The sequence below is a fragment of the Larkinella rosea genome (genome assembly GCF_003858635.1).
Classification (GTDB): Bacteria; Bacteroidota; Bacteroidia; order Cytophagales; family Spirosomataceae; genus Larkinella; species Larkinella rosea.
The window spans coordinates 816138-833573 of the sequence record NZ_RQJO01000009.1; the positions used below are offsets into that span (position 1 = coordinate 816138).

17 protein-coding genes, 1 tRNA gene and 2 pseudogenes are annotated in these 17436 nt (G+C 48.0%); 11 read left to right on the forward strand and 9 right to left on the reverse strand.

Features of this window, described 5'->3' with window-relative positions:
• Window positions 1–18 precede the first annotated feature (18 nt).
• Window positions 19–1623 (forward strand): hypothetical protein, encoded by a 1605-nt coding sequence (locus tag EHT25_RS19190; protein ID WP_124876736.1) that lies wholly within the window; start codon window positions 19–21, stop codon window positions 1621–1623.
• Here the strand turns inward: EHT25_RS19190 and EHT25_RS19195 are convergent.
• Window positions 1557–1934 carry a DUF4374 domain-containing protein gene (locus EHT25_RS19195; RefSeq protein ID WP_124876737.1) on the reverse strand — a complete coding sequence of 126 codons (378 nt, stop codon included), beginning with the start codon at window positions 1932–1934 and terminating at the stop codon, window positions 1557–1559. The two genes, EHT25_RS19190 and EHT25_RS19195, sit on opposite strands and share 67 nt — an antisense overlap.
• Window positions 1859–2119 carry a DUF4374 domain-containing protein gene (locus EHT25_RS33580; protein WP_510186267.1) on the reverse strand — a complete coding sequence of 87 codons (261 nt, stop codon included), beginning with the start codon at window positions 2117–2119 and terminating at the stop codon, window positions 1859–1861. The genes EHT25_RS19195 and EHT25_RS33580 overlap by 76 nt, the downstream gene beginning before the upstream one ends.
• Between EHT25_RS33580 and EHT25_RS19200 the strand changes: the two genes are divergently transcribed.
• The 4 genes and pseudogenes from EHT25_RS19200 (at window position 2085) to EHT25_RS33485 (ending at window position 6396) form a co-directional block, all read left to right on the forward strand.
• Window positions 2085–2273 carry a LytTR family transcriptional regulator DNA-binding domain-containing protein gene (locus tag EHT25_RS19200; RefSeq protein ID WP_221622306.1) on the forward strand — a complete coding sequence of 63 codons (189 nt, stop codon included), beginning with the start codon at window positions 2085–2087 and terminating at the stop codon, window positions 2271–2273. The genes EHT25_RS33580 and EHT25_RS19200 overlap by 35 nt on opposite strands.
• Before the next feature lie 622 nt (window positions 2274–2895).
• Window positions 2896–3507 (forward strand): outer membrane beta-barrel protein, encoded by a 612-nt coding sequence (locus tag EHT25_RS19205; RefSeq protein WP_124876739.1) that lies wholly within the window; start codon window positions 2896–2898, stop codon window positions 3505–3507.
• A 27-nt stretch (window positions 3508–3534) separates the two neighbouring features.
• Window positions 3535–5140, forward strand: a pseudogene (locus tag EHT25_RS19210) (TonB-dependent receptor); the annotation flags it as partial.
• Window positions 5141–5207: 67 nt separating this feature from the next.
• Window positions 5208–6396: pseudogene (locus EHT25_RS33485) on the forward strand (IS3 family transposase).
• 354 nt (window positions 6397–6750) lie between these two features.
• Here the strand turns inward: EHT25_RS33485 and EHT25_RS19225 are convergent.
• Together EHT25_RS19225 and EHT25_RS19230 are read right to left on the reverse strand one after the other, a co-directional pair.
• Window positions 6751–7233, reverse strand: coding sequence for a tyrosine-type recombinase/integrase (locus EHT25_RS19225; protein ID WP_124876742.1), 483 nt, complete (start codon window positions 7231–7233; stop codon window positions 6751–6753).
• Between the two features lie 148 nt (window positions 7234–7381).
• Window positions 7382–7458 (reverse strand) — tRNA-Asp (locus EHT25_RS19230).
• A gap of 98 nt (window positions 7459–7556) precedes the next feature.
• Between EHT25_RS19230 and EHT25_RS19235 the strand changes: the two genes are divergently transcribed.
• From EHT25_RS19235 to EHT25_RS19250, 4 genes are all read left to right on the forward strand, one after another.
• Window positions 7557–8078, forward strand: a complete 522-nt coding sequence (locus tag EHT25_RS19235) for a DinB family protein (protein ID WP_124876743.1) — start codon at window positions 7557–7559, stop codon at window positions 8076–8078.
• Window positions 8075–9196, forward strand: coding sequence for a Nif3-like dinuclear metal center hexameric protein (locus EHT25_RS19240; protein ID WP_124876744.1), 1122 nt, complete (start codon window positions 8075–8077; stop codon window positions 9194–9196). The genes EHT25_RS19235 and EHT25_RS19240 overlap by 4 nt, the downstream gene beginning before the upstream one ends.
• Before the next feature lie 18 nt (window positions 9197–9214).
• The gene (locus tag EHT25_RS19245; protein ID WP_124876745.1) at window positions 9215–9964 is read left to right on the forward strand and encodes a zinc ribbon domain-containing protein; all 750 of its coding nucleotides are present in this window, start codon (window positions 9215–9217) and stop codon (window positions 9962–9964) included.
• Between the two features lie 87 nt (window positions 9965–10051).
• Entirely contained in the window at window positions 10052–11536 is a 1485-nt protein-coding gene (locus EHT25_RS19250; protein WP_124876746.1) for a tetratricopeptide repeat protein, read from the forward strand.
• On the opposite strand, the gene EHT25_RS19255 is transcribed toward EHT25_RS19250, so the two are convergent.
• The 3 genes from EHT25_RS19255 to EHT25_RS19265 all read right to left on the reverse strand — a co-directional run bounded on the left by EHT25_RS19255 (window position 11514) and on the right by EHT25_RS19265 (window position 14256).
• Window positions 11514–12245 carry a LytR/AlgR family response regulator transcription factor gene (locus EHT25_RS19255; protein WP_124876747.1) on the reverse strand — a complete coding sequence of 244 codons (732 nt, stop codon included), beginning with the start codon at window positions 12243–12245 and terminating at the stop codon, window positions 11514–11516. The two genes, EHT25_RS19250 and EHT25_RS19255, sit on opposite strands and share 23 nt — an antisense overlap.
• A 136-nt stretch (window positions 12246–12381) precedes the next feature.
• Window positions 12382–13449: a sensor histidine kinase gene (locus EHT25_RS19260; protein ID WP_124876748.1), complete on the reverse strand. Its 1068-nt coding sequence runs from the start codon at window positions 13447–13449 to the stop codon at window positions 12382–12384.
• Between the two features lie 168 nt (window positions 13450–13617).
• Window positions 13618–14256 (reverse strand): histidine phosphatase family protein, encoded by a 639-nt coding sequence (locus tag EHT25_RS19265; protein WP_124876749.1) that lies wholly within the window; start codon window positions 14254–14256, stop codon window positions 13618–13620.
• A 180-nt stretch (window positions 14257–14436) separates the two neighbouring features.
• On the opposite strand from EHT25_RS19265, the gene EHT25_RS19270 reads away from it, so the two are divergent.
• Window positions 14437–14829: a hotdog fold thioesterase gene (locus tag EHT25_RS19270; RefSeq protein WP_229311648.1), complete on the forward strand. Its 393-nt coding sequence runs from the start codon at window positions 14437–14439 to the stop codon at window positions 14827–14829.
• A 116-nt stretch (window positions 14830–14945) separates the two neighbouring features.
• Window positions 14946–15395 carry a response regulator gene (locus tag EHT25_RS19275; protein WP_185731415.1) on the forward strand — a complete coding sequence of 150 codons (450 nt, stop codon included), beginning with the start codon at window positions 14946–14948 and terminating at the stop codon, window positions 15393–15395.
• A gap of 10 nt (window positions 15396–15405) precedes the next feature.
• Here the strand turns inward: EHT25_RS19275 and EHT25_RS19280 are convergent, their stop codons facing one another.
• Together EHT25_RS19280 and EHT25_RS19285 are read right to left on the reverse strand one after the other, a co-directional pair.
• Window positions 15406–16449 carry a sensor histidine kinase gene (locus tag EHT25_RS19280; protein WP_124876752.1) on the reverse strand — a complete coding sequence of 348 codons (1044 nt, stop codon included), beginning with the start codon at window positions 16447–16449 and terminating at the stop codon, window positions 15406–15408.
• 1 nt (window position 16450) lies between these two features.
• A complete protein-coding gene (locus EHT25_RS19285; RefSeq protein ID WP_124876753.1) occupies window positions 16451–17218 on the reverse strand; it encodes a LytR/AlgR family response regulator transcription factor in 768 nt (255 codons plus the stop codon).
• Window positions 17219–17436: the final 218 nt, after the last annotated feature.

Genomic DNA, 17436 nt, shown 5'->3' on the forward strand with positions numbered 1-17436 from the left:
CTGTTTCTGGTTAGCTTCTTGCGGCTTCCTTCCATTGTTTTCAATTCCGAATTGAATCCCGACGAGAGTCAAACGATTACACAAGCAATTACCTTATTGCGCGACCCGATCTACTGGGCTTCGGTTGATGGGACAACGATTGGTCCGGTTAATAGTTATCTGCTTTTAATTCCTTCGATATTCGGCTTTCCGCTTGATTATATCGGTGCCCGGGTCGTTGGATTAGGGTTAATTCTCCTTTCCCTCTATTTCTTCAGCAAAGGTCTGCGGTTATTTATGCCCGAAAAGACTTATCGGCTGGTTTTACTCGGCCTCAGCATCTTTTTTGGCTGGACAGTCTGGTATGATTTCCTCCACTATACGAGCGAGTTAAGCTCCCTGCCCATCCTGACGGGCTGCTTTTATATGGTTAGCGCGATCCTGACGGGTCGGAAGCACTCGGTGAGTTGGTACTTTGTGCTGGGTATTGTGGCAGGGATCATTCCGTATTGTAAGCTACAGTCGGTACCTATTTTGGCCGGCCCAATTATCATTACGTACACGTACATTTTCGCCCAGCGTCGCAATCTGTTCAAACTGACTTCTGCGTTAAGTTTAGGGTTGGTTGTTCCGTCAATACTGGTACTCGGTTTTTGCCTGGCTTATCACGTTCTACCTGACTTTTACCTCTTTTACATCGAATCAAACCTGTTGGGATACAAAGAATTATATAGCCAGGATGTGGCTCAGAAAACGATCTGGGCAAAGCTGATGGTATTACCCTACGTCATCGCTCACTATCTTGATTTACTTCCACTGATCGGTATTTGCTGGTTTTTGGGCTTTCTATGTCTTCAGGTTTATTATGAAGATGCCAAACAGATATCCCGTGGAAACCGGTGGCAGTTGGGTTTAGGGTTTATAACCGGTTTACTGGCAATCTATTGCGTGGCCAGTCCCGGTACGCGGTTTGGTCACCATTTATTGTTACTCGTGTTTCCGATTGCCTGGCTGATCGGTTGTTGCCTGGCCATTGTGAAGGATCGTTTTTCCGTTGGTTTTGTACAAAAACTTACCATTGGCTTACCATCTACCTTCTTATTTTTTATTCTGCTGCGCTTCACGCTTTACGGTTTTTTCTCGGAGAGTAGCTCAACCTTTAATCCCCATCCTTCGTCCTTAAAATTTCCGGAACGGGCTGAAATTGAACAAGATCGGGCGTTTCACATCAACCCTTTTTTGTATTGTTTCACCCAGAAAATGACCATGTCGGAATCGGCGGTTTCCAGGGAAATAAAAAAACTGACCGAACCGGAGGAGCAGATTGCCGTTTGGGGCTGGAATTGTACGTATTACGTTGAATCACAACGTAGCCAGGGCGTTCGGGAAAATCAAACCCAGCGGTGTGCCGTGAAAAATTCCTATCAGGCCATCTACCTGTCAAGGTATGTAGCGGATTTGGCAAAAAACAAGCCCGCACTCTTTCTTGATGCCGTGGGCCCTGCTAGTCTTCATCTGAATGAAGCCCATTACGAGCACCAGAATTTTCGCCTGTTAGCTTCGTACATTGCCAAACATTACAAGTTCCTCAAAGTAGTTTCGGGCGTCCGAATTTTTAAACGGATTCCGGCCAATGAAGGATAAGGGAAGGGATTCAATCGACTAATTTTTTTCCGATCACAGATTCCGCCGTTCCAGCCGGAGGATGTAGTCGACCCGGTCACCCGGTCGTCGAAGTGCAGGCCTTTGCGAAGCAAACCGGTTTTGGGATCGTAAATCCAGACGTAACTGCCTTCGGAATTTGGATTGACGGTAATGTAGACCAGGCCATTTTCGACCAGAATGCAATTGCGGGCCGTCCCTTTATCGAGCGGCAGATTTAGGTGCGAATTAATTTCTTTCGCCATATCCAGCACGTAAAAATCGAAGTGCGGCACCAGGTAATGATCCTGCATCCCCTGAAAAGTCCCTTGCGCTCGGTGCGAACAATCGCTTTGCCGTTACCGATGTACCAAAAACCGTATCCGTGGTTTTGAATCGGAGAAGCGGACAGGTTGAAAAAATAGTTACAGTCGAGCGCACCATCCGAAGCCAAAATCTCCAGGTTGCTCACCACCCTGGGATACGAAGTGGCTGGCATTCTGCGGAATTACAGCCGGATTTTTACCGGGCAGAAGGAGTATTTACTGTCGGTTACGCTGAAGACTATTGAGGAAAAATTATCCCAGCCCTTTTTTATGCGCATTCATCGCTCGTATCTGGTCAACCTTATGCAACGGATGCAAACGTTGTAAAAATCGCAATCCAGTTAATTTTTGCCTTTTCCGTCCGCAGAAAAGCTATCCCGGAATATTTTCAGTTTGCCATTTTCCCGCTTCCAGACCAATACATAACGCCCTTTGCTGGCGACTTTTCCGGTTGAAAACGCAAATGATAAGGTTCCTTCTTCCAGTCCGTTTCGTCGGGATTATGGTACAACCGATCCAAGTCGAACCCGGTGAGGTCCGTTCAAAGGATATCAATACGAATGTGTTGTTGGGCATTGGCGCTCAGTATCGGATCAATTCAAGATGGTCATTGATCGTGCAGCCGACAGCGATGTACCATTGGAAAATCTCAAAAAGAATTCAGATCACGGTATTCCATTTTAGGTTCATAGCCGATTCCGTGACTGGCAACTCGGCATTCAGGCTAAAGCATACCCCTTTAAAAAATCTAGCCCAGCAAATTAAATTTCCTTCCACCAGGCCTCACACTTAATTAATAGTGAGGGCGGACAGAATTTGTCCGATAATGGACAAACATAGTACCGGGCTATCCCATAAAAGATTAATAGTCAATATTATATGATTAATGGAATAAATGTTGATAAGAAAAGAATAAGCATATTGACTTTAAAGCTAATTCAGGAAAACGATGAAAAAGGCAGGCATTGCACTCGTTCTGCTTGTGACGATCCTTTCAGCCGCTCAGGCTCAGACGGAAAAAGGACGCTGGCAAGTTGGTACACAGGTGGGCAATTTTACGTATCAAAAATTTGATGGAGCGAATAATCATTTTTTTTCCATCAGCTTAACGCCATCAGCCGGATATTTTATTGCTAAAAATCTGGTAGCCGGGGTTACCCTACCCTATTCATTCAACAACACCCCAACGGCAAGCCGGAATACCTCCCGATCGATCGGGATAGGACCCACCCTGCGCTACTATGTGGGAAATTCGCGTTTGAAGCCCTTTGCCGGTATTAGCTTTACCTACGAAAAAACGGTACGAAAATATGAAAGCCTTGCCAATCTGGTTGATTTAAACCTGAAAGGCTATTCAACCAATCTGGCTCCTACGGTTGGTATGGCTTATTTTATCAATCGGAATGTTCTTTTATCCGCCGAAGTTGGCTATCATTTTCAACATACGGAGAACGATAATTTAATCCAAACCTCTACCGGCAATTACAGTACGGCAACGTTTAGCAATAAATTCCGAACCGTATCCTTTGAAATTGGATTTGCGCTTTTATTAGGAAAATAAGGCCTTATTCACACACGTCCCCGCTGTATGAAGCAACTACTACTGCTTTTTACTTTCGTTTTGAATCTACTGTTTGAGGCCAGCGCCCAGCCTATGCCCAATCGGGTGACCATCAGCGGTTATGTGCGCGAGAAAGGCAGCCTGGAAGCGTTGATTGGGGTGAATATCTATCTACCCGGTACATCCACCAGCACGACCACGAACACGTACGGTTTTTATTCGCTATCCCTCCCGGCTGCGGATAGCCTGACGCTGGCCTTTTCGTCCGTCGGCTACGAAACCGTTCAGCAAGTGGTCCCCTTTCGGCGCGATATTGAGCAAACGGTTTACTTGACCTCCGGGCACCAGTTAGCCGAAGTCACTGTGACCGGCACCCGAACCGCAGAAGAAAAAGTAAGCGAAAGCGCCCGGATGAGTACGATTGATGTACCCATCAACCAGATCAAGAAAATACCGGCATTCCTGGGTGAAAAAGACGTCCTGAAAGTGCTGCAACTCATGCCGGGTGTGCAGAAAGGCTCCGAAGGCAGCACCGGTATTTACGTGCGCGGGGGCGGCCCTGACCAGAACCTGGTCATTCTGGACGATGCCGTAGTGTACAACGCCAATCACCTGTTCGGTTTTTTTTCGGTTTTCAACGGCGATGCCCTCAAAAGTGTAGAGCTGATTAAGGGCGGTTTTCCAGCGCGGTACGGCGGTCGGTTGTCGTCGGTCATTGAGATGAATATGAAGGAAGGAAATAAAGAAAAGCTGCACGGGGAGGGCGGTATTGGCCTGATTGCCTCCCGGTTAACGCTCGAAGGGCCGCTGACTAAAAAGAAATCGGGGGCGGGTGCTTCCTCGTTTCTGGTGTCGGCTCGCCGAACGTACCTGGATTTTGTCGCCGGACCCATCATCCGGCGGGGATAGCAAAGCCGGGTACTATTTTTACGATCTGAATGCCAAAGTTAACTATGAATTGGGTACCCGCAACAAACTCTACCTGAGTGGGTATTTTGGCCGGGATCGGTTTTATTCGGATGATAAAAAACAGGGCAGTGCCGTTGGCTTGAACTGGGGCAATGCCACGGCGACTCTACGGTGGAATCACCTGTTTTCCCAACGGCTTTTTTCCAATACCTCCCTCATTTTCAGCAACTACAAGTTTCTGATTTCCTCCGACGAAAAAAGCTTTCAGGATGAAGATGCTTTTTCGCTGCGGTACTCCTCAGGTATTCGGGATTTCTCCCTCAAACACGACATCGATTTTTATCCCTCTCCGCGGCATTCTCTACGGTTTGGGTTCCAGAGCACCCTGCACCGCTTTACGCCCAACGCGGTAGTCATCAAAAATATCGGTATCAATCAATTCAGCGAGGATATTGAATCCATTCAAGTGCTGGAATCCGGACTGTATGCCGAAGATACCTGGCAGCCGCATCGTCGTCTCAAGATCAATGGTGGCCTGCGACTCAGCCATTTTCTGCATAACCGCGTCAGTTATCTCCGACCCGAACCCCGCATTTCGCTCGCTTACGTGCTGAAACCGGAGCTGTCGGTGAAGGCTTCGTATGCCTTGATGAACCAGTATGTCCATCTGTTGTCCAATACCGGTATTGGGTTGCCCACCGACTTATGGGTACCGACCACCGACTGAAAGCTTCCCCGAAAATAGTAGCGACTAAAAGTGGAAATTAGTAGCTAACTTTAAAAGGAAGAGCATGAAAAAGACAAAGTTTACCGAGTCACAAATCATCGGGATTTTGCGCCAGCAGGAGACGGGCAAGTCGGTGGTGGACATCTGCCGTGAGCATGGTATCAGTCAAGCAACCTATTATCAGTGGAACGGGGCCGCCCGCGCGGAGTAAATATTCAGGCTTGGAAGTAAACCAGTTGAAACGGCTGAAGGAATTAGAGAATGAACTGGCTCAGTACAAACGCATTGTCGCCGAGCAAACACTTCAGTTGACGGTTTTGAAGGATGTGATAGAAAAAAAGCTATAGGGCCTGCCGAGAAACGAGAGTTGGTTCAATATGCTCACCAACATCACCAACTTAGTTTACGACATGCCTGTAAGCTGTTCAGCATCCATGCTTCGGTGTTTTACTATCAGCCGAAGCCGAGTCAAGATGAGCCGATTCGGGAACAATTAGCTCAGTTAGCCGAACTGCATAGCCGGTGGGGCTTTTGGCCGGGTCGCCGTAGCGATGATGCATCATCATTTGCGAAATCTGAACTGGACATGGAACCATAAGCGGGTGTACCGGATCTATACTGAAATGGGGTTGAATCTCAGACGGAAGTATAAAAAACGGTTACCAGCGCGAGTAATTGAACCTTTGATTCAACCACCAGCCGCCAATTTGACCTGGTCGATGGATTTTATGCAAGATGGGTTAGCCAATGGAGTACAGTTCCGTTCGCTGAATATCATTGACGACTATAATCGAGAAGCCTTAGCCATCACGCTGTATACCAGCCTGACTAGTAAACGAGTGATTCGCGAGTTAGATCAACTGATTGCTTGGCGGGGTGCCCCCGAGAAGATCCGAGTGGATAATGGACCGGAATTTATTGCCCAGGCATTGAGGGACTGGGCCGATTGGCGAAACATAGACTTGAAGTTCATTGAAAAAGGCAAGCCTTACCAAAATGGGTATATGGAACGGTTTAATCGCAGTTTTCGAGAGGAAGTATTAGACGCCTACTGCTTCACCCGTTTGAAGGAGGCTCAGGTAATGGCTCATGCCTGGATGTGGATCTATAATAACGAGAGACCTCACCAGTCATTAGGCTACAAAGCACCAGTAGTTTTTCTTCAAGAACAGGAACAGAACCAACCCTTACCTACATTCATGAAAGATCAGTCTATCGACTGGAAATCTCTGGTACTAAGTGCTACTAATTAGGGGAAGCTTTCAAGGGCCAAAAAGAACCTCAAAGTCAACTGGAGAGCCAGACAAACGTCAACGGGATAATAAAGAAGTTCCAAGTAATACGCCATCACTGAAGCCACACAAGCATAAGAAAGGTGATTAGCCATATTCTGCATTTATATTAAATGATTTGGTTTATTATAAGGATGAGAAATTTCAATTAACCAGATCATTTAATAAGTTCTGATTTTACCTTCAGTTAACATAAGGAAAGTTATACGGCAATTAGAATTATGCTAAAGTTGAATAATTAAATTTTAGGGTCTTGCATTGTTGCAAACCTTGCAAAGTGTGCAAACTTTACAATTTGTACCTTTTAGAAGATTTTCATCCAAATATTGACTCGAGCGCTTTGTCTGTCGTTTCAGTATCAAATTCAGAAAGATACTTTTCAGTGATATTGATTTTCGAGTGTCTTAGCAGTTTCGAAATGGCGTAAACATCCTTGATCTTCCTTCGACCTAAATCAGCAAATGTGTGCCGAGCGGAGTGAAAGGAGACTTCTTTATTAATACCGGCAAGTGAGCAAATCTTTTTAAGGTATTTGTTGATGAGCGCATTCTTGCGACTGATTTCAATCAACAGTTCCGCTTCGGTGGTGTAGGTGCGATTCTGATTGAGGATTGGCAGCACATAGGCTTCTAGATCGATTTTTACTGGCTTGTAATGCTGAACGATTTCTAATGCCTGGGCTGGAATTTGGATCGAGTGATTTTGGGATACTGTGTTTTTGGTTTTCCGCATTACATAGGAGGGACGTTGCCAGTTTACGTTTTTCCATTGCAAGCATGCCAAGTCGCTGAAACGCATTCTATCTAAGTTCCATACTGACCTATGCAAAATGTATTTGCTAGCCACAAAAACGAAAACAATAGAATTTCAATTGTTTCACCTATGTTTTACCCACAAAAGCAAAAAGCCCTTAATCCATTGAAGATTAAGGGCTTAACTTTGTAGTTGGCGGACCGGACGGGACTCGAACCCGCGACCTCCGCCGTGACAGGGCGGCATTCTAACCAACTGAACTACCGATCCATTTGATGGGCCTCCGGTTATTTCCCGAAAACGTGGTGCAAAGGTAGCCGCTTTTCGACACAACGCAATACCTTTGCTGGAAAAACAGCAAAAAATGTATGAAAAAACCTTCTTCAGCTGAATTTCCGGTTGCCAGTTTTTTCGCCAGATACATCAATCTGGTTGATACCGAGAACGTTATTGATCTCCTGCGCCAGCAATGTGCCATAGTAGAAAGTTTATTTAAAAATTTAACAGTCGCCCAACAGGACTACCGCTATGCCGAAGGGAAGTGGTCGCCCAAGGAAATGTTGGGGCACATGATCGACACCGAACGCATTTTCATCTACCGGGCGTTGTGTATTGCCCGTGGAGAACAACAGTCACTGCCGGGTTTTGACGAAAATTCGTATGCCGATCACGCCAACTTCGACGCGCAGTCACAGCAGCAATTGGTTGCCGAATACGGTTTTGTGCGGCAGTCGACGCTCGCGCTGGCCGAAAGCCTGACCGAAGAAGCTCAGCAGCGCATGGGCATAGCCAATGGCACTCCGGTTTCGTCACGCGCCTTTTTTACAATTCTGGCGGGTCATGAGCGGCATCATTTGAATGTGTTGGCGGAACGGTACGGCATAAAATGAAAATACAGGATATCACTGCTTATTTGGAACAGTGGGCCCCACTGGCCTACCAGGAAAGCTACGACAATGCCGGACTGATCGTCGGCAATTCGGCAGCCGCTGTGACGGGCGTACTTGTAACGCTGGACGTCACAGAAGCCGTGGTCGAAGAAGCAATTCGGAAAAATTGCAACCTCATCGTGGCGCATCATCCCATTGTGTTTCGGGGGCTGAAAAAGCTAAATGGCCGGAATTATGTCGAACGGGTGGTGATCCAGGCGATCAAAAACGACATTGCGATTTATGCCACCCACACCAATCTCGACAACATTGCCGGGGGGGTGAGTTTTAAGATTGCCGAGAAACTGGGTTTAACCAACGTTCGGGTGCTGGCTCCCAAATCCGGCATGTTGACGAAGCTGGTGACTTTTGTCCCGAATGAAAAAGAGAGTCCGGCTTACCGGCATGCTACGCAGGCGGTTTTAGATGCGCTCTATGACGCCGGAGTGGGGCAAATCGGGAAATATAGCCATTGCAGTTTTCAAACCGAAGGAACCGGCACATTCCAGGGAAATGAGGATTCGAATCCGACCTTGGGAACGGCGGGTGAAGATCAATCCGCGCATGAAAACCGGGTTGAGGTTATTTTTCCGGCCCATCTTCAAAACAACGTCCTGGCGGCTTTGCGGAAAGTGCATCCGTACGAAGAAGTGGCGTACTACCTGACGTCGCTGACGAACGAGAACCAGGAAGTGGGTTCCGGAGCCGTTGGTGAACTGCCCGAGGCCATGCCGGAAACCGGTTTTTTAGCGCACCTGAAAAAGCAAATGAACCTTTCCGTGATTCGGCACACGGCCCTGCGCGATCAGCCGGTTCGGCGGGTGGCGGTTTGCGGAGGAGCAGGCGGTTTTTTATTAAACGATGCCATTCGGGCTGGTGCCGACGTGTTTATCACGGCGGATTATAAATACCACGAATTTTTTGACGCCGATCACCGTATTCTGATTTCCGATATTGGACATTATGAAAGTGAAGTATATACTAAAGAGTTGATTCAACAGTATTTGTTGAAAAAAAATGATACCTTTGCGGTAATTTTGTCCGAAATAGACACCAACCCGGTGCTATACTACTTATAGGCAGATAAAACCGCACGAATGGAACTGACGATTGCTCAAAAACTCGAAGCACTTCTTAAACTTCAATCAATTGATTCTCAGCTTGATGAACTAAAAAAGATTCGCGGGGACCTGCCGGAAGAGGTTCGCGATCTGGAAGACGATATTGCCGGATTTGAAACCCGAATCGGTAAATTCAATACCGATATCCAGGTGTTAGAGGAAGACATCGACCGGAACAAAGCCATTAAAAAGGATTCCGAGAAGCTGATTACCCGCTACAAGGATCAACAGATGAACGTCCGCAACAACCGCGAATTCGACGCCATCTCGAAAGAAGTGGAACTGCAAACCCTGGAAATTGAACTGGCCGACAAAAAAATCAATGAGGCTTCGTTCAAAATCCGCAACAAGCAGGAAGAAATTAAAGCAACGCAGTCGGCACTGGATGAACGCAAAGAAGATCTGAAGGCGAAAATGCAGGAACTGAACCAAATCACGTCGGAAAGCCGGGATGAGGAAAAAGCCCTGCTGAAAGACCGTGACGATCAGGCGACGCACATCGAAGAGCGGTTGTTGAAATCGTATAATAAAATTCGGGAAAACGCCCTGAACGGACTGGCAGTGGTGGTGGTCAAACGCGGTGCGTGTGGCGGCTGCTTCAACGTGGTGCCCCCGCAGCGTCAGGCTGATATCCGGGATAAAAAGAAAATCATCGTCTGCGAGCATTGTGGACGGATTTTCGCCGACGTGGAGGGAATGCCCGAACCGGTTTCATCTCGCCGATAAGTACAGAGAAATTCTTTTCCAGGGGAAGGTCGCCGGTGGGTGGCCTTTTTTTGTGTCCCGTGTCTGACAACTTGCTATTTTCGCCCCATGCGGATTCTTGTGTTCTTGTTGGTTTGTGTTCAGGTTTCTCAGGCGGCTGATTTCGATTTTACCCCCAATCTGCAACGGGGATATGCCGACATTCTGAAATTGAAAGTGCAGGACGGTCGGCAAGCCATCGCCGGGGATGTGGGGCGCGGAAATGGCGTAGCGGTTTATGTGGATAATCTGGCTGATATCGTTACCCTGCTGGTTTCCGATAACCCGAAGCTGTACGGGCAGTGGTCGGAGCGGGAAGACCAGCGACTGGATCGGCTCCGGGACCTGGACGAAAATTCGCCCTGGCAGCGGTTTACGCAAGCCGAAGTCCGGTTACACTGGGCGTTTGTCAAGCTGAAATTTGGCAAGGAAGTGAGCGCCTGCTGGGACATTATCCGGGCGTATAAACTGCTGGAGGAAAACCGTAAAAAATTCCCCGGTTTTCTGCCCACCTATAAATCGCTCGGGCTTTTGCACGTCATGATTGGCGCGGTTCCGGACAATTATACCTGGGTGACCAATCTGTTGGGAATGCGGGGGAATGTCAAACAGGGTTTGCAGGAAATCCGCACGGTTTCGCAGAAAGACGCTATTTTTCAGGTTGAAGCACGGCTGATCGAGGTGCTGCTTCGGGCGTATGTGCTGAAGTTCACCGCGACCGATTCGGCTAATCTCCGAAAAATGGTGCAGGACAATCCGGACAATCTGCTACTGTACTTTTTCGCGACCTCGGTTTTGATGAAAGACGCCCAAAGTGAAGAAGCCCTCCGGTTTTTGAACGACCGGCCCACGGGCCCCGATTACGTGCCGTTCCCGATTCTGGAAGATTTAAAAGCCGACATTCTGCTTCAAAAAGCCGATTACCCGCAGGCAGCAGCCGTTTATCGCATGTTTCTGGGCCAGTATAAAGGGGTCAACTTCCTGAAAGATACCTATTACAAACTGTTTCTGTGTTACTGGCTGGCCGATGAGGATGCCAAAGCCGTGCCGTTTCTCCAGCAGGTTTCGTCGGTGGGAGCCGCCGTGGTGGAGTCGGACAAAGCGGCTCAGAAATTTGCGGAGCTGTATTTTAAAAAAGGAATTTCGCCGAAACTGAAGATCCTGATGAAGGCCCGACTGGCTACCGATGGCGGTTTTTACGAAACCGCTTTACAAACCCTGCGGTCCTATACCGAAGCCTCATTCGCGCTGACGACCGAAAAAGCGGAGTTCAACTACCGCAAAGGCCGGATTTTTCAGCGCCAGGGCGAGGTGGAGGAGGCTCTTCCGTTCTTCGAAAGAGCCATCTCATTGAGCGAAACCGATCAGCTTTCGTACGGAGCAACGTCGGCCTTGCAACTGGGGTATATTTACCAGCAGAAACGCAATCCGGCCAAAGCCAGGCACTATTTTGAAAAAGCCCTGAGTTACAAAAAGCACGAATACAAAAACAGCATCGACAACAAGGCCCGGGCCGCTTTGAACGAACTTTCTACAAACTCATCAGCTCCTTAAACCGGATGGCCTGGCGACGGCTGATCTCGATTTTATCGCCCCCCTTCAGCGTTACCAGCAGGCCACCACTGAACCAGGGTTCAATTTTGTCGATCCAGGGGAGGTTGATGATGTGTTTGCGGTTGGCGCGGAAAAACGTATTGGGGTCGAGCCGGTCTTCCAGGCTGTTCAGTGACTTCAGAACGAGCGGTTTTTGATCGTCGAAATGCAGCCGGACGTAATTACCCATCGATTCGAACAGGCGGACCTTGCCCAGCTTCACAAACCAGCATTTTTCGCCGTCCTTGACAAACACCTGATCGTTTTCACCCAGCACCTTGTTCGTATCCCGGCGGGGTGCTTCGGTTTCGGGGTGGTGGTTGTTTTCTTCGATGCGGTTGATTGCTTCCGAAAGTCGGTTTAGTTCAATCGGTTTCAGCAGGTAATCCAGCGCATTGTATTCAAAAGCCGTAATGGCGTATTCGTCGTAAGCCGTCGTAAAAATGACTTCCGGCGTTTTGCCATCGATTGCCGACAGCAATTCAAAACCGTTTTTCCCCGGCATCTGAATGTCCAGAAACAACAGCTCGGGCTGGAGGTCATCAATCAGTTTAAGGGCTTCGTCGGCGTTGGCAGCCTCACCGATCACTTCAATTTTGGGGAAGTTATCCAACAACCGGCGGAGTTCATTCCGAGCCAGCCGCTCGTCGTCAATAATCAGGGTTTTCATTCATTTTTTAGGTTTACGGTTTACGGTTTACGGTATTCGGTTTTTGCCGTGCCACTGCCGCGATACGCTGCCCAAGATAAGGTATTGAATGCGTCAGCCACCGTAAACCGAATACCGAAAACCGTAAACCCGAAAATTAAACTTTCTTCAATTCTTCCGTTCGTTTAAAGACACCGGCCGATTGCAGGGGAATCACGACGTCGGCACAAACGACATCGGAGGATTCCTGCTGAATCCGGAAACTGGCTTCCGGACCATAGAGCAATTCGAGCCGTTGCGAAGTGTTTTTCAGACCGAAACCGGACGAGGCTTCCGTATTGCCCAAAACACCGGTGTTGCGAATGCGAATGTAGAGCAAACGATCTTCCAGCCAGGTGGTGAGTTCGACAAAACCACCCGAAATCGCCTTCTGGACACCGTGTTTGATGGCATTTTCGACCAGCGTTTGCAGCATCATGGGGGGGACCTGCAAATACTGCGTTTTAGGGTCGATTTCGAGCCGGCAGTTCAGTCGGTCTTCGTAACGGACTTTTTCGAGGGCCAGGTAATCTTCAACGGTTTTTATTTCTTCCCGAAGTTCGACGGTTTTCCGTCGGTCGGCCAGCAGGGAGTTGCGGAGAATATTGGAGAGTTGCGTAATGCTTTGCTGGGCTTTGGTCGGGTTTTCGAGCACCAGTGCCCGGATGCTGTTGAGGGCGTTGAACACAAAATGCGGGTTGAGCTGCGACCGCAGGACTTTGGCTTCCGACTCGCGAATGGAGGTTTTGAGCAGTATTTTCTCAATTTCGGCATCCCCGGAGCGTTCGACGTAATGATACGCTGTGTAACTCAAAACCCAGGCCAGCATGCTTTTGCCCCAATTCAGAAGGTAGCCTAAAACAATGGATGGTTCGTCGGAAAGGTATTGTGGCAGAACTTGTTTATCGATCGGCAGGTTGATGACGGTCATGATCACAGCCAGCACGAAGACCGAAAAAATAACCCTCGGAACGAGCTGAAAGAAAGGCAATTGCACCCACCGCCAGCGTTTAATCATCAATCGGTACAGGTGCGTGAGCAAAATACAGAGGATGATGGTGGCAATCGCTTCGTAAAAATAATCCGACCGGTACCCTTCTTCAAAGGTAAATATGGCGAACTCGGCCATGATGAGCATTGTCCACCCGACAATCTGACAAAACCAATATATTCTATTTTTAGACATGCGTTCACTTCAGGAATTTACTCCAGAGACACTCTACGTATAGCGAATATAATGTTTTGTGGACGAAGTGCGGTTATTATTACAGGAGTGGCAATATAGAATTGTCAGTTGTCGGTTTTCTGTATGTAACTAAATGGGCAAAAACGGTAGACAATAATTGGTCCGGAATTATTGATGCATCACCAGGGCCAGCAAGTGCGTACTGTCGTTGGCGACATCGATCGAAAATTCCTTCGTTTCGTAGGAATACGTCAATTTGTACAGACACAAATTACTGTGTTCGTACATGTCCATGTTCGCCAGCGATTCTTTCATCAGCCAGGGCAGCAGAATGCGAATGGCCCGGCCGTGCATGCAAATCAGGATAGGATTTTCGTCGGTATGGGAGAGGATGTGGTCGATGACCGGTTTTTGGCGAACCACCACCTGATCGGGGCTTTCGCCGTTTTCGGTCGGATAGTCGGTATGTCCGGCGGCCCAGTTTTCGATCAGCGTCCGATAATATTCATTGTCGAAACTGTTGGGCATTTTGCCTTCCCGGGCGCCCCAGCTGATTTCGTTCAGACCTTCGTGGCTTTCGTGAGGAATACCGGCATCGATGAAATGCTGCACCGACTGCATCGTCCGGCGGAGTTTCGAGGTATACACTTTGGCGAACGGGATGTGTTGATACGCCTGATAGAAAGCCAGCGCCTGGGCCTGACCCATCGCATTCAGATTTGAATCAACTCCACTGCCCTGAACAATGCCCTGCCGGTTGAAATCGGTTTCGCCGTGGCGAATGAGATAAATAGTCTTATGTTTCAAACTTAAAATAGGAAATAAAAAATAGTGAATAGGGTCTAACGAAGATGGATTTGCCTGATTATCTAAAGTCCAACATACGTTATTTCGTATTCATTATTTTGATCTTAACTTACCCGCAAAAATGTCTGCGAAATTACGAAAAATCTTTATACTATGAAGCCGGATTGGACGATAGAATCAATGCAACAGTTTCATGCCAACTCCATTGTGGGTCATCTGGGCATTGAGTTAACGGAAGTGGGCGACGGTTTTATGATTGCCCGGATGCCCGTCGATCACCGGACGCACCAACCGTTCGGAATTTTGCACGGGGGTGCATCGGTGGTACTGGCCGAAACGTTGGGGAGTATGGCGTCATTCATGCAGCTCGAAGATCCGAAGCGCCAGCGGGCCGTGGGCCTGGAAATCAACGCCAACCACCTTCGTTCAGTAAAAGAAGGCTGGGTCTACGGCAAAGTCACCCCGATTCACGTCGGCCGAACCACCCACATCTGGGACATCCGGATTACGGACGAAGCCGGGAAGCTGGTGTGTGTCAGCCGGCTGACGGTGGCAGTACTGGAAAATAAGTAAGTAATAGCGTGGAAATACCGGAAAATAACTAAGTATTTATGCAGGGCAGATTTGCACAATAATTGTTTGTCTGTGATTTGTTTAAAAAACCCATTTAAATGAATTACGGAAACGTTATGAGAAATTCTGAATCAGATGATTCAAATTTTACCTTTTCCCCTCCCGCATCTGGCAATGAACATCCAACCCTTTGTTTTATTGAAGATAATGACGACAACCTGACGTTATATGAATGGATTAACTCCCGCTATATGCCGGAGTATACGTTTGAACTCTACACCGACGAGCGTTTCCTGAACCAGCGTTTCAACGATTCCATGCCCCGGCCTGATCTGATTTTTCTGGATTTGAAAATGCCGCAGATATCGGGGGGGCAATTATTGACCAAACTGAAGGAAGATCCCGAGTGGAAGCACGTGCCGGTGGTGATTTTTACGCACTCCACTTCGCCCAAAGACATGGAACAGTGTATGGATGCCGGAGCCGACGGTTTTTTCAATAAGGATATTTCCGTTCATGGAATTAAATCGCAGCTTATCGAGATTTGCGAAATCTGTCTGAAATAAGCGGTTTTGTTTAGCCTGGCATTACGTCGACCGTCGGCGTCAGGAGGGGGACGCCGACGAGGAATTTTTCCTCATCGTAATAAATTGTAACCGGTGCGTGAGCGAGGAGTTTGTACTTGATCATAATGTTCTGCAAACCAATCTGGTTGGAAGGAACCGCCATTTTCTTTTTCTGCAGGTTGTTCTCCACGTACAGATTCCCGTCCAGCGTATAAATCCGGATCGTCAGTGGGCGACTGACCGAAATGACGTTGTGTTTGATGGCATTTTCCAGCAAAATCTGGAGCGTTAAAGGTGGAATCAGGTACGATAAGTATTTGATGTCCAAATCCATATCCATGAAAATACCGTCGCCATACCGGGTTTTCAGCAAATGGAAATAGGCTTTGATGAACTGGATCTCGTCGGTCAGCGGGCAGAGGTCGCGGTTATTTTGCTGGAGTAAATACCGGTACACTGACGATAGCTCGTCCACAAAAAGTTCAGCCTGCTGGGCATCGCTCGTGATGAGCGACGACAACGAGTTGAGGTTATTGAACAGGAAATGCGGATTGATCTGGGTTTTCAGCGAATCGAGCTGGCTTTGCAAATTTACTTTTTTGAGATCCTGCGCTTCCGTATAGGCCACTTTCCACCGCTGATACAGGTAAACACCTTCGTAATAAGCGGCAATTTGCACGGTTCCGGCGAAGGAAACGAGGGTATTGAAAAAATACGGTTTAAACTGGAAGTAGTCTTCGGATTGCCACAGGTCGATGAGGTCGTAAAAAAGTGTTTGGGTAATTCGGATGAGGCTCGCAAAAAAGGCAAACCAGATCAGTTGATACAACACCCGCTGGCGGGTTTGCGTCAGATCGGGGTATTTCCGGCGGGATAGAATAATGCCCCAGCGGTTGGTTTCCCACACCACGACGCTGCCCAGAATAAAGAAAAACGGAATTCGCCAGTCGTCCGGATACGGAACGTTCGTGTAGCCGTACATGGCCCACTGTCCCGTAAACGCCAGCAAAGGGACGCCCAGAATGCGCATCCACTTGTCATTCAGTTTCTGCATCTTACCTTCCGATCCATTCTTTGAAATCCCGGCTTCGGTCCCGATCAACGATGATATCCTGGGCAATCCCGCCGGAATCCAAATCAACTTTAAGCTGTCCGGTAAGGTAGGAATGAATTTGCAAAACCGCTCTTATTTCCACAATAAACTGGTCGTTAATCCGGAAAAAACAGCGGGGCTCCAGAAATTCTTCCAGCACATCGAGGGAGTGGTCCACAACATACCGGTTTCGGTCCCGGCCATACAAATACGTGGTTCCGTCTTTTGCGTAAAAGTAACTGACCTCGGAAGCATCGACCGAGAGCAATTGCTGGTGGTATTTGGCCAGAAACTGACTTCGAAACTCCGGTTGCCGGGTCTGTTTGCGGAGGTCGTCAACTAAAAAACCGATGTCGGTTGAGGTGACTTTGGGCGACCGGAGCTGGGAATACTTGGCCATTATCTGCGCCAGATCGTCTTTTTTGATCGGTTTCAGCAGGTAATCGAAGCGGTTTGCCTGAAACGACTTCACCGCAAACTCATCGTAGGAGGTCGTGAAGACGACCGGACATTCGATGGAAACCAGGTTGAAGATTTCAAAACTCTGGCCGTCAGAAAGCTCGATGTCCATCAGAATCAGCTCGGGCAGCGGGTGGGCATTCAGCCAGTCGACCGTCGACTCAATTCCGTCCGTCACGCCAATGATCCGGGTCGTCGGAGCAACCTGATTCAGGAGCTTAACGAGTTTCTGAACGGCGAGTGGTTCGTCTTCAACGATGAGAATGTCCATAGTTCTGCCAAATGAAAAGGAGTTGAAGTACGAACGACTATTATCCAATAAAAACGAAATAATGGATAAACCGGAAAGATTTCAACCTGAATTGTTGTTTTTGTTGTTTGAAATGGGAAGATTACAGTCGATCAGGTAGAAATTTGCGGACAATTTCATTTTTAACGCACAAAAAATAAGAACAAACTGTTATCCATTTAGAGCTTGTTTTGCGTCAA